Below are 11,895 nucleotides of genomic sequence, written 5' to 3'. Positions count from 1 at the left end.
GTTGAGCTCTTCACTTGGGCTCTGCGGGTGGCGGCAGGGTGAACCCGGACACCGAACGGCGCATCTCGCTGGCCATGCGCGCCAAATGGCGGATGCTGTCGGCGGTGGCGCCGGAGCCGGCAGAGGTCTGCGCGGTAATCTGCTGGATGACCGCCATGGTGTGGGAAATCTGCCCGGCCGACGATGTCTGCAACTGGGCGGCATCGGAGATGCTGTGGATAAGGTCGGCGAGGTTCTGCGACACGCCTTCGATCTCGGCCAGCGCCACCCCGGCATCCTGGGCCAGGCGGGCACCGCGCACCACTTCGGCAGTGGTCTGCTCCATGGAGATCACCGCCTCGTTGGTATCGGCCTGGATGGTGCGCACCAGCGCCTCGATCTGCCGGGTGGCCGAGGATGAGCGTTCGGCCAGGCGCTGTACTTCGTCGGCAACCACGGCAAACCCACGGCCGGCCTCACCGGCCAGCGAGGCCTGGATCGCCGCGTTCAGGGCCAGGATGTTGGTCTGGTCGGCAATGTCGTCGATCAGGCTGACGATATCGCCGATTTCCTGGGAGGACTCACCAAGGCGCTTGATCCGTTTGGCGGTGTCCTGGATCTGCTCGCGAATGTTGTCCATGCCGTTGATGGTGTTGTGCACCACCTCATTGCCCTTGTTGGCGATCGCCACCGAACGCTCGGCCACCTTGGCGGATTCATAGGCGTGCGCGGAAACCCGGTCGATCGACTCGACCATGTCACCGACCGCCTCGGAAGCCTCGCTGATCTGCTCGGCCTGGTGCTCGGAGGCCTTGGCCAGCTGGCGGGCGGTGTTCTGTGTGTCCTGCACGGCCGCAGCAACCTGCATGGCGCTGTGGTTGATGGTAGCGACCAGATCGCGTAACTGGTCCACGGAATAGTTGATCGAGTCGGCAATGGCACCGGTGAAGTCTTCGGTCACTGATACGGTCACGGTCAGGTCGCCGTCGGCCAGCTCTTCGATCTCGTCGAGCAGGCGCATGATCGCCTGCTGGTTGCGTTCGTTCTTTTCCGCCGTCTCGCGCAGCTGGCGGTTGGTAGTGCGCACCATGACCAGGCCGATGAGGATGATCGAGGCCAGCGCCAGCAAGCCCAGGGCGTAGCCGCCAACGGTGTCGAGGGTACGCCCGCCGGCCAGGTTCTCGAAACCGTTGGCCAGGTGGGAGGCCTCGTCGAGCAGGGTTTGCGACAGGCTGAAGAGGTTGCCCGCGGCCTCGCGCACACGGAACAGTTCCGGCGAGGTTTCGAGGATTTCGTCCACCGAGCCGGCAACGAACTGGAACAGTTCGGCAATTTCGGCCAGTCGCGCGCGGGCGTCGGCGTCTTCGACACGGGTCACCTGGATCGCCGCGTTGCCATTGAGCATGCCCTCGAGCACCTGGCCAAAGCGCCCCGCATCGCGGCCAAAAGTATCGGCCGCCTGGGCCGCAGTATCGTCACCGGCCAGCACGGTGTTGACAGAACCCAGAATGCGTTCGGCCAGCAACAGCTGGCGCTGGGCTACCGCCACCTGGCTGGCCGGTGCACCGCTCTGCAGCAGGATCTCGACCACTTTCTCGTATTCCACCTGCAACTGCGGCACGGTCTCGGCCAGTGTCGCCGCCACCTGGTGCAGCGACAGCACGGTCTGCTCGCTGGACAGGATGGTGTCGGTGTTCTTGCGCAGGTTTTCCCAATCGCGGCGTACCGCTTCCATCTCGTCACGCACCGTGGGCGGCGCAGGCGGCAGGCCGGTGGACTTGTCACCCTCGCGCAGGTAACCCCAGCGCCGTTCAAAATCGTTGCGCGCGTCCGACAACAGCTTGAAGGCCAGGGCCTTGCCGGCGGCGGCTTCGGTGGCGTTCTTGGCGATGCGCTGCGACAGCACCCGCAGTTCGCCGGCGTGGCCGATGTACTGCTTGTCGTAGTTGGACTGGGTGTTCAGGTAGGCGAAATTGGCGAACAGCAGGATGATCGACAGGATCAGGATCAGGAACAGCACGGTGATCTGCGCGATGCTGCGGGTACGTGGGGTCACGGTGGTGACGGGGGTGGCAGGCTTGTTCACGTTCGCAGGTCCTATAACGCCACATCGAGAAAGCCCGGCGCCTGGGCCAGGGCGAAGGGGCTGAAGATCGCCCAGTTACGTTCACGCGGGAAATGCCCCTGCACGAAAGGTGCAGCGGCGCGGATCAGGGGTTGCGGCGGCGACAGTTGCAGGCTGTCCAGGGCAAAGTGCTGCAGGCCCAGCACCTCGTCCACCAGCAAGCCGACGAACAGGTCCTCATGGTCCAGCACCAGCACTCGTCGCTGCTTGCCAGGGGCGGCGTGGCCCAGGCCGAAGAAGCTGCTCAGGTCCATCACCGGCAGCAGCCGGCCGCGCAGGTTGGCCACCCCGCACACCCATGGCTGCACGCCCGGGACGCGGCTGCTGCGCGGTTCGCGCAACACCTCGGCGACCTCGCCCATGGGCGCGACGAACCATTGCCCGGCAATGCGAAAGCCGATGCCGCTCCACTGTTGCAGGCGGTTGTCCTGCGGCGGCTGGTCGGCGACCAGCAGGCGGCAGCGCCGGTCGATGTCCAGCAACAATTCGAAGGCGGTCAGCGACGCGCCCTGCGGGCGGGTGGTCAAGCCCCCAGCACTTCTTTGAGCTTGGCGATCAGCGCGTCCTCTTCCACCGGTTTGGTCAGGAAGTCACGGGCGCCCTGGCGCGTGGCCCAGATGCGGTCGGTTTCCTGGTCCTTGGTGGTGACCACGATCACCGGGATGGCGCTGGTTTCCGGGTCCTTGCTGAGCTGGCGGGTAGCCTGGAAGCCATTCATGCCGGGCATGACGATGTCCATCAGCACCGCATCAGGCTTGTCCTGCCGGGCCAGGGCCACGCCATCGGCACCGTTGCTGGCCTTGAGCACCTGGTAGCCGTGCTTTTCCAGCCACTCGGTCAATCGGTACATCTCTGTCGGCGAGTCGTCGACAATCAGAACTCGGGCCATGCTGGTTCCCCATCAGGAAAGAAAGACCGTGCCATGGCGGGGCACGGTCAGGGTGCGTGTTGTTGGGCTGCGGCAAAACCGGGTACGTGGGCGCGGATCGCGTCGAGCAGTTCTTCCTTGCTGAACGGTTTGGTCAGAAACTGGTCGGAGCCGACCACCCGACCGCGGGCCTTGTCGAACAGGCCGTCACGGGACGACAGCAGAATGACCGGGGTGTCCTTGAAGGCACTGTTGTGCTTGATCACCGCGCAGGTCTGGTAGCCGTCCAGGCGCGGCATCAACACATCGACGAAGATGATGCTGGGCTGGTGGTCGACGATCTTGGCCAGGGCATCGAAGCCATCGCTGGCGGTGATCACCTCGCAGCCCGCTTCGCCGAGCAACATCTGCGCGGTGCGGCGGATCGTGCGCGAATCGTCGATCACCATCACCTTCAGGGGTTGTTCCATCTGTTGGGCTACCATCGCTGTTCATGCCGAAATCGTGGGGCCGCTGCGCGCCCCTATCGCGACACAAGGCCGCTCCTACATGGGACCGCGATCTCCTGTAGGAGCGGCCTTGTGTCGCGATAGGGCTGCGCAGCAGCCCCAAAGGCCTGTTGTATAGCACTATGACTGGCATTTTTAGCACACTCCGGGTGGCCGTTCCATCTGCGGCGCCCCTTGACCGGCGGCGTTCACGGCGCCACCCTGAGCCACTTTTCTTTCGATCCATCGCGGCCACGCGCCGCCAAGAGGAACCACCCCATGAGCGTTCGCCTCGGCATTGTCATGGACCCCATCGCGTCCATTTCCTACAAGAAGGACAGCTCGCTGGCCATGCTGCTGGCCGCCCAGGCACGCGGCTGGAGCCTTTTCTACATGGAGCAGCGCGACTTGTACCTGGGCGCCGGCCAGGCCCGTGCGCAGATGCGCCCGCTGAAAGTGTTCGCCGACCCGGCCCGCTGGTTCGAGCTGGGCGAAGAGCAGGACAGCGCGCTGGCCGAGCTGGACGTGGTCCTGATGCGCAAGGACCCGCCCTTCGACATGGAGTTCGTCTACAGCACCTACCTGCTGGAGCAGGCCGAGCGCGAAGGCGTGCTGGTGGTCAACCGCCCGCAGAGCCTGCGCGATTGCAACGAAAAACTGTTCGCTACCCAGTTTCCGCAGTGCATGGCACCGACCCTGGTCAGCCGCCGTGTCGACATCCTGCGCGAGTTCGCCAACAGCCGCGGTGACGTGATCCTCAAGCCGCTGGACGGCATGGGCGGCGCCTCGGTGTTCCGCCACCGCAAGGACGACCCGAACCTGTCGGTTATCCTGGAAACCCTGACCCAGCATGGCAACCAGCAGATCATGGCGCAGGAATACCTGCCGCAGATCGTCGACGGCGACAAGCGTATTCTGATGATCGACGGCGAGCCGGTGGACTACTGCCTGGCGCGCATCCCGGCCAGCGGCGAGACCCGTGGCAACCTGGCCGCCGGCGGCCGTGGCGAGGCGCGCCCGCTGACCAACCGCGACCGCTGGATCGCCGCCCAGGTCGGCCCGACCCTGCGCGAGAAGGGCCTGCTGTTCGTGGGCCTGGACGTGATCGGCGACTACCTCACCGAAATCAACGTCACCAGCCCCACCTGCATCCGCGAGATCGATGCCGCCTACAACACCGATATCGGCGGCAAGCTGATGGATGCCATTGATCGCCAGTTGAAGGCGCGCTGACCGCCGACGCACGGCAACAACCCAGAGTGGGGTATGATGCGGGTCCTTTTAGCCTGGCCTGCTACCCCGCCCTGCGGTTGCTGGAAACCTGATGACGCTGCCCGCTGACATCCCCGCCGACATGCTGCCCCCCCGTGTTCGCCCGGTGGACCGGCTTGGCTTCACCCTGTTCCTGGCTGCCCTGGTGCACCTGGCGCTGATCCTTGGCGTCGGTTTCAGCGTGGTCAAGCCTGCCGAAATCCGCCACACCATGGACATCACCCTGGCCACCTTCAAAAGCGAGAAAGCGCCGGAGAAGGCCGATTTCCAGGCCCAGGACAACCAGCAGGGCAGCGGTACCCTGGACAAGAAAGCGGTGCCCAAGACCACCGAACTGGCACCGTTCCAGGACAGCAAGATCAACAAGATCACCCCGCCACCTGCGGCCAGGCCCGAAGTGGTACCGCCCCCTACGCCGCAGAAGTCGGCAGTGGCGACCACGGTGTCCAAACCGCAGAAGGTCGAGCCCAAACCCAAGGAAAGCAAGGTGCAGCCCAAGCCGGCCGCGCCGGCACCGGACTTCGACAGCTCACAGTTGTCCAGCCAGATCGCCAGCCTGGAGGCGGAGCTCTCCAACGAACAGCAAATGTACGCCAAGCGCCCGCGCATCCACCGCCTGAACGCCGCCTCGACCATGCGCGACAAGGGCGCCTGGTACAAGGAAGAGTGGCGCAAGAAGGTTGAGCGGGTGGGCAACCTGAATTACCCCGACGAAGCGCGTCGGCAGCAGATCTACGGCAACTTGCGCATGATGGTGTCGATCAACCGCGATGGTTCGCTGTACGAGGTGCTGGTGCTGGAGTCGTCCGGGCAGCCAGTGCTGGACCAGGCGGCGCAGCGCATCGTGCGGCTGGCGGCGCCGTTTGCACCGTTTACCGGCGACCTGGCCGAATTCGACCGGCTGGAGATCATCCGCACCTGGCGCTTTGCCCGTGGGGACCGTTTGTCCAGTAACTGACCTGCTGGCTGTACCGGCCCTTTCGCGGGCACGCCCGCTCCCACAGGATCTTCACTGAACCTGAAGCCTGTGGGGGTACCTGTGGGAGCGGGCGTGCCCGCGAAGAGGCCGGCACAAACGACACAAATCCGCACCTTGTCAGCCTCGCCACCTGGCGCCACACTATCCCCCATGAAAACCCTCACGCCGAGCTACCTCAAGCATCAGTTCCTGATCGCCATGCCGCACATGGCCGATCCGAACTTCGCCCAGACCCTCACGTACATCGTCGAGCACAACGCCCATGGCGCCATGGGCCTGGTGGTCAACCGGCCGCAGGAGCTGAACCTGGCCGATATCCTCGAGCAGCTGCGCCCGGACGAAATGCCACCGGCCAGCACCTTGCAGGTGCCGATCTACCAAGGTGGCCCGGTACAGACCGACCGTGGCTTCGTGCTGCACAGCAGCGAGTGCAGTTTCCAGGCCACCGTGGCGCTGGAAGGGCTGTCGCTGACCACCTCGCAGGACATTCTGTTGGCCATCGCCGCCGGTGTCGGCCCAAAACAGAGCCTGATCACCCTGGGCTATGCCGGCTGGGAAGCGGGCCAACTGGAGGAGGAACTGGCCGACAACGCCTGGCTCAACTGCCCGTTCGACCCGGAAATCATCTTCGGCAAGGCCAGCGACCTGCGCCTGGACGCCGCCGCCGCCAGCCTGGGGATCAACCTGAACCTGCTGACCAGCCAGGCGGGCCACGCCTGATGGCTGAACTGCACCCTGAACCACGTCTGCTGCTGGGCTTCGATTACGGCAGCAAACAGATCGGCGTGGCCGTCGGCCAGGTGGTCACCGGCCAGGCCCGCGAGTTGTGCACCCTGAAGGCGCAGAACGGCGTGCCCGACTGGGCCCAGGTTGAAAAGCTGATTGCCGAATGGAAGCCCGATGCCATCGTCGTCGGCCTGCCGCTGAACATGGACGGCACCCCCAGCGAAATGAGCGCCCGTGCGGAAAAGTTCGCCCGCCGCCTGAACGGCCGCTTCAACCTGCCCGTGCACACCCACGACGAACGCCTGACCACCTTCGAGGCCAAGGGTGAGCGCATGGCCCGTGGCGGCCAGCGCGGCAGCTACCGCGTCAACCCGGTCGATGCCATCGCCGCCGCCCTGCTGCTGCAAGGCTGGCTGGAGGCCAATACCTGATCATTTTTGCCGCCGGGCGCGCCCGGCGCCCCCTCCCGAGGAGCCCGCAATGAGCCTACCCGATCCCGCCGAGCTGATTCGGCAGATGGCTGTCGACCTTCGCGCCCACCTGGCCCGCCGGGCAATCAGCGAGCCGCGTTACATCGGTATCCGCACTGGCGGCGTCTGGGTTGCCCAGGCCCTGCAGGAAGCCATGGGCGACACCAGCCCCATGGGCACCCTGGACGTTTCGTTCTACCGCGACGACTTCAGCCAGAACGGCCTGCACCCGCAAGTGCGCCCGTCCGAGCTGCCGTTCGAGGTCGAGGGCCAGCACCTGGTGCTGGTGGATGACGTACTGATGAGCGGCCGCACGGTGCGCGCTGCGCTCAACGAACTGTTCGATTACGGCCGCCCGGCCAGCGTCACCCTGGTCTGCCTGCTGGACCTGGATGCCGGCGAACTGCCGATCCGCCCGAATGTGCTCGGCGCCACCCTGTCGCTGGCCGCCCATGAACGGGTAAAATTGACCGGACCCGCACCGCTCGCCCTCGAGCGCCAGGACCTCGCCTCCGCTTCCGCCCTTTAAGAGTCCCCCGCGATGACGCCAATCGACGCCAAGCGCCCGCTGCAGCTCAATGATCAGGGCCAGCTGCGCCACTTCCTCTCGCTCGACGGTTTGCCCCGCGAACTGCTCACCGAGATCCTCGACACCGCCGATTCCTTCCTGGAAGTCGGTGCCCGGGCCGTGAAGAAAGTCCCGTTGCTGCGCGGCAAGACCGTATGCAACGTGTTCTTCGAGAACTCCACTCGTACCCGTACCACCTTCGAACTGGCGGCCCAGCGCCTGTCGGCCGACGTGATCAGCCTGAACGTGTCGACCTCCTCGACGAGCAAGGGCGAGACCCTGTTCGACACCCTGCGCAACCTCGAAGCCATGGCCGCCGACATGTTCGTGGTGCGCCACTCCGACTCCGGGGCCGCGCACTTCATCGCCGAACACGTGTGCCCGGAAGTCGCCGTGATCAACGGCGGGGACGGCCGCCACGCGCACCCGACCCAGGGCATGCTCGACATGCTCACCATCCGCCGCCACAAGGGCAGCTTCGAGAACCTGTCGGTGGCCATCGTCGGCGACATCCTGCATTCGCGTGTGGCCCGCTCCGACATGCTGGCGCTCAAAGCGCTGGGCTGCCCGGACATCCGCGTGGTCGGCCCGAAAACCCTGATCCCGATCGGTATCGAGCAATACGGTGTGAAGGTGTATACCGACCTCGCCGAAGGCCTGAAGGACGTCGATGTGGTGATCATGCTGCGCCTGCAGCGTGAGCGCATGGCCGGCGGCCTGCTGCCCAGCGAAGGCGAGTTCTACCGCCTGTTCGGCCTGACCACCGCGCGCCTGGCCGGGGCCAAGCCCGACGCCATCGTCATGCACCCGGGCCCGATCAACCGTGGCGTGGAAATCGAGTCGGCGGTGGCCGACGGCAAGCACTCGGTGATCCTCAACCAGGTCACCTACGGCATCGCCGTGCGCATGGCCGTGCTGTCCATGGCCATGAGCGGGCAAAACGCGCAACGTCAATTCGACCAGGAGAACGCCCAGTGACCCTCAGTATTCTCGGCGCCCGGGTCATCGACCCCAACAGCGGCCTGGACCAGGTCACCGACCTGCACCTGGACGGCGGCCGCATTGCCGCCATCGGCGCCGCCCCGGCCGGGTTCAGCGCCAGCCGCACGATCCAGGCTGATGGCCTGGTCGCCGCGCCCGGCCTGGTCGACCTCGGCGTGTCCCTGCGTGAGCCGGGCTATAGCCGCAAAGGCAATATCGCCAGTGAAACCCGCGCTGCCGTCGCCGGCGGCGTCACCAGCCTGTGCTGTCCGCCGCAGACCAAGCCGGTGCTGGACACCTCGGCGGTGGCCGAACTGATCCTCGACCGCGCCCGCGAGGCCGCCAACAGCAAGGTCTACCCGATCGGCGCCCTGACCAAAGGCCTGGAAGGCGAGCAGCTGGCCGAGCTGGTGGCCCTGCGCGATACCGGCTGCGTGGCCTTCGGCAATGGCCTGAAGGAAATCCCCAACAACCGTACCCTGGCCCGCGCCCTGGAATACGCCGCCACTTTCGACCTGACCGTGGTGTTCCACTCGCAGGACCGCGACCTGGCCCACGGCGGCCTGGCCCACGAAGGTGCAATGGCCAGCTTCCTCGGCCTGCCGGGCATTCCGGAAACCGCCGAAACCGTGGCCCTGGCGCGCAACCTGCTGCTGGTGGAACAGACCGGCGTGCGTGCGCACTTCACCCAGATCACCAGCGCCCGTGGCGCGCGGCTGATCGAGCAGGCCCAGCAGCTTGGCCTGCCGGTGACCGCCGATGTGGCGCTGTACCAGCTGATTCTTACCGACGAATCGCTGCGTGAGTTCTCCAGCCTGTACCATGTGCAACCACCGCTGCGCACCGCCGCAGACCGCGACGGCCTGCGTGCGGCAGTGAAGTCGGGGGTGATCCAGGCGATTTCCAGCCACCACCAGCCGCACGAGCGCGACGCCAAGCTGGCCCCGTTCGGCGCCACCGAGCCGGGCATCAGCAGCGTCGAATTGCTGTTGCCGCTGGCCATGACCCTGGTGCAGGACGGCCTGCTCGACCTGCCAACCCTGCTGGCCCGCCTGAGCAGCGGCCCGGCGGCGGCCCTGCGCCTGCCGGCCGGTGAGCTGAAAGTGGGTGGTGCGGCCGACCTGGTGCTGTTCGACCCACAAGCCTCGACCGTGGCCGGCGAGCAGTGGTTCTCGCGTGGCGAGAACTGCCCGTTCATTGGTCACTGCCTGCCGGGTGCGGTGCGTTATACCTTGGTCGATGGGCATGTCTGCCACGAGGCCTGAGTAACCCTGTTCGCGGGCACGCCCGCTCCCACAGGATCACCACAATTCCGAGGCATGTGGTAACCCTGTGGGAGCGGGCATGCCCGCGAATGCCCTCGCACGGTTCCCCCTGCCAAGCGCGACCATTCATCCCCCACGGTTGAAATCCTTCCCCCCACCCCCATATGAGTCTGCATCAGGCACTTTCGCCCCGCTGCGTGGAGACTCTCCCCTTGACCACCATCGTTTCTGTCCGCCGTAACGGCAAAGTCGTCATGGGCGGCGACGGCCAGGTATCCCTCGGCAACACCGTGATGAAAGGCAACGCCAAGAAAGTGCGCCGCCTGTACCACGGCCAGGTCATCGCGGGCTTCGCCGGCGCTACCGCCGATGCGTTCACCCTGTTCGAGCGCTTTGAGGGCCAACTCGAGAAACATCAGGGCCACCTGGTCCGTGCCGCCGTCGAACTGGCCAAGGAATGGCGTACCGACCGTTCCCTGAGCCGCCTGGAGGCCATGCTGGCCGTGGCCAACAAGGACGCATCGCTGATCATCACCGGCAACGGCGACGTGGTCGAACCCGAAGACGGCCTGATCGCCATGGGTTCCGGTGGCGCCTACGCCCAGGCCGCAGCCCGCGCCCTGCTGAACAAGACCGACCTCTCGGCCCGCGAAATCGCCGAAACCGCCTTGAACATTGCCGGCGACATCTGCGTGTTCACCAACCACAACCTGACCATCGAGGAGCAGGACCTGGCCGAGTGATTCAGCTGTTCTGGCGCCCCCGCCCGGTGCGGGGGCTTTTCCACGCTGACTCATCTGCCCAAGGACCCAATTGATCATGTCCATGACCCCCCGCGAGATCGTCCACGAACTCAACCGCCACATCATCGGCCAGGACGACGCCAAGCGCGCCGTGGCCATCGCCCTGCGCAACCGCTGGCGGCGCATGCAGCTCCCCGCCGAGCTGCGCGCCGAAGTGACCCCGAAGAACATCCTGATGATCGGCCCCACCGGCGTCGGCAAGACCGAAATCGCCCGCCGCCTGGCCAAGCTGGCCAACGCGCCGTTCCTCAAGGTCGAAGCCACCAAGTTCACCGAAGTGGGCTACGTGGGCCGCGACGTCGAGTCGATCATCCGCGACCTGGCCGATGCCGCGCTGAAGATGCTGCGTGAGCAGGAGATCATTCGCGTGCGCCACCGCGCCGAAGACGCCGCCGAAGACCGCATCCTCGATGCCCTGCTGCCACAGGCCCGCGTGACCAGCTTCAGCGAAGAAGCCGCGCAGACCAGCACCGATTCCAACACCCGCCAGCTGTTCCGCAAGCGCCTGCGCGAAGGCCAGCTGGACGACAAGGAAATCGAGATCGAAGTGGCCGATGCCGTAGGCGTCGAAATTGCCGCGCCGCCCGGCATGGAAGAAATGACCAACCAGTTGCAGAGCCTGTTCGCCAACATGGGCAAAGGCAAGCGCAAGGCGCGCAAGCTGAAGGTTAAAGAAGCCCTGAAGATGGTTCGTGATGAAGAAGCGAGCCGCCTGGTCAACGAGGAAGAGCTCAAGGCCAAGGCCCTGGAAGCGGTCGAGCAGCACGGTATCGTGTTCATCGACGAAATCGACAAAGTTGCCAAGCGCGGCAATGTTGGCGGTGCCGACGTGTCCCGCGAAGGTGTGCAGCGCGACCTGCTGCCGCTGATCGAAGGCTGCACCGTCAACACCAAGCTGGGCATGGTCAAGACCGACCACATCCTGTTCATTGCCTCGGGTGCGTTCCACCTGAGCAAGCCGAGCGACCTGGTGCCCGAGCTGCAAGGCCGCCTGCCGATTCGCGTGGAGCTCAAGGCCCTGACCCCGGAAGACTTCGAGCGTATCCTGCAGGAGCCGCACGCGTCGCTGACCGAACAGTACCAGGCCCTGCTGAAGACCGAAGGGCTGAACATCGAGTTCCTGGCGGACGGCATCAAGCGCCTGGCCGAAATCGCCTACCAGGTCAACGAGAAGACCGAGAACATCGGTGCCCGCCGCTTGCACACCTTGCTCGAGCGCCTGCTCGAAGAGGTGTCGTTCAGTGCCGGCGACCTGGCCAGCACCCATGACGAAGCGCCGATCCAGATCGACGCGGCCTATGTGAACAGCCACCTGGGTGAGCTGGCGCAGAACGAAGACCTGTCGCGCTACATCCTGTAAAAACGGCGTCG

13 protein-coding genes are annotated in these 11,895 nt (G+C 65.6%); 9 read left to right on the top strand and 4 right to left on the bottom strand.

The genetic code is table 11. From position 1 onward, the window contains the following. Window positions 1-10: 10 nt before the first annotated feature. From CAF70_RS02600 to CAF70_RS02585, 4 genes are read right to left on the bottom strand one after another with little or no spacing between them, the layout of a single operon-like run. On the bottom strand, window positions 11-2,065 hold the full coding sequence (locus tag CAF70_RS02600) for a methyl-accepting chemotaxis protein (RefSeq protein WP_085621748.1): 2,055 nt from the start codon (window positions 2,063-2,065) through the stop codon (window positions 11-13). Between the two features lie 11 nt (window positions 2,066-2,076). After that, entirely contained in the window at window positions 2,077-2,631 is a 555-nt protein-coding gene (locus tag CAF70_RS02595) for a chemotaxis protein CheW (RefSeq protein ID WP_003257767.1), read from the bottom strand. Further along, the gene (gene pilH, locus CAF70_RS02590) at window positions 2,628-2,993 is read right to left on the bottom strand and encodes a twitching motility response regulator PilH (protein WP_012274551.1); all 366 of its coding nucleotides are present in this window, start codon (window positions 2,991-2,993) and stop codon (window positions 2,628-2,630) included. The genes CAF70_RS02595 and pilH overlap by 4 nt, the downstream gene beginning before the upstream one ends. A gap of 47 nt (window positions 2,994-3,040) precedes the next feature. Further along, window positions 3,041-3,442 carry a PleD family two-component system response regulator gene (locus CAF70_RS02585; protein ID WP_003257770.1) on the bottom strand — a complete coding sequence of 134 codons (402 nt, stop codon included), beginning with the start codon at window positions 3,440-3,442 and terminating at the stop codon, window positions 3,041-3,043. Window positions 3,443-3,739: 297 nt separating this feature from the next. Here CAF70_RS02585 and gshB point away from each other — a divergent pair, with 297 nt between their 5' ends. The 9 genes from gshB (at window position 3,740) to hslU (ending at window position 11,884) form a co-directional block, all read left to right on the top strand. Next, window positions 3,740-4,693 carry a glutathione synthase gene (gene gshB, locus CAF70_RS02580; RefSeq protein ID WP_085621747.1) on the top strand — a complete coding sequence of 318 codons (954 nt, stop codon included), beginning with the start codon at window positions 3,740-3,742 and terminating at the stop codon, window positions 4,691-4,693. Between the two features lie 91 nt (window positions 4,694-4,784). Then, window positions 4,785-5,690, top strand: coding sequence for an energy transducer TonB (locus CAF70_RS02575; RefSeq protein WP_085621746.1), 906 nt, complete (start codon window positions 4,785-4,787; stop codon window positions 5,688-5,690). A 171-nt stretch (window positions 5,691-5,861) separates the two neighbouring features. Continuing rightward, on the top strand, window positions 5,862-6,431 hold the full coding sequence (locus tag CAF70_RS02570; protein ID WP_085621745.1) for a YqgE/AlgH family protein: 570 nt from the start codon (window positions 5,862-5,864) through the stop codon (window positions 6,429-6,431). After that, window positions 6,431-6,868 (top strand): Holliday junction resolvase RuvX, encoded by a 438-nt coding sequence (ruvX, locus tag CAF70_RS02565; RefSeq protein WP_085621744.1) that lies wholly within the window; start codon window positions 6,431-6,433, stop codon window positions 6,866-6,868. The genes CAF70_RS02570 and ruvX overlap by 1 nt, the downstream gene beginning before the upstream one ends. A gap of 49 nt (window positions 6,869-6,917) precedes the next feature. Further along, entirely contained in the window at window positions 6,918-7,436 is a 519-nt protein-coding gene (gene pyrR / locus CAF70_RS02560; protein WP_085621743.1) for a bifunctional pyr operon transcriptional regulator/uracil phosphoribosyltransferase PyrR, read from the top strand. Window positions 7,437-7,448: 12 nt separating this feature from the next. Next, the gene (locus tag CAF70_RS02555; RefSeq protein ID WP_046613439.1) at window positions 7,449-8,453 is read left to right on the top strand and encodes an aspartate carbamoyltransferase catalytic subunit; all 1,005 of its coding nucleotides are present in this window, start codon (window positions 7,449-7,451) and stop codon (window positions 8,451-8,453) included. Further along, window positions 8,450-9,721 carry a dihydroorotase gene (locus CAF70_RS02550; protein WP_085621742.1) on the top strand — a complete coding sequence of 424 codons (1,272 nt, stop codon included), beginning with the start codon at window positions 8,450-8,452 and terminating at the stop codon, window positions 9,719-9,721. Before CAF70_RS02555 ends, CAF70_RS02550 begins: the two co-directional genes overlap by 4 nt. A gap of 212 nt (window positions 9,722-9,933) precedes the next feature. After that, window positions 9,934-10,464, top strand: a complete 531-nt coding sequence (gene hslV / locus CAF70_RS02545) for an ATP-dependent protease subunit HslV (RefSeq protein WP_025340909.1) — start codon at window positions 9,934-9,936, stop codon at window positions 10,462-10,464. A 76-nt stretch (window positions 10,465-10,540) separates the two neighbouring features. After that, complete coding sequence (hslU, locus tag CAF70_RS02540) at window positions 10,541-11,884, top strand: ATP-dependent protease ATPase subunit HslU (RefSeq protein ID WP_051099912.1); 1,344 nt, start codon at window positions 10,541-10,543, stop codon at window positions 11,882-11,884. The last annotated feature ends 11 nt before the right edge of the window (window positions 11,885-11,895 follow it).

The sequence above is a fragment of the Pseudomonas sp. B19(2017) genome, from assembly GCF_002113165.1.
Lineage (GTDB): Bacteria > Pseudomonadota > Gammaproteobacteria > Pseudomonadales > Pseudomonadaceae > Aquipseudomonas.
Note: the sequence above shows the minus strand (reverse complement) of the source record. Positions and strands in the feature narration are given on the sequence as shown.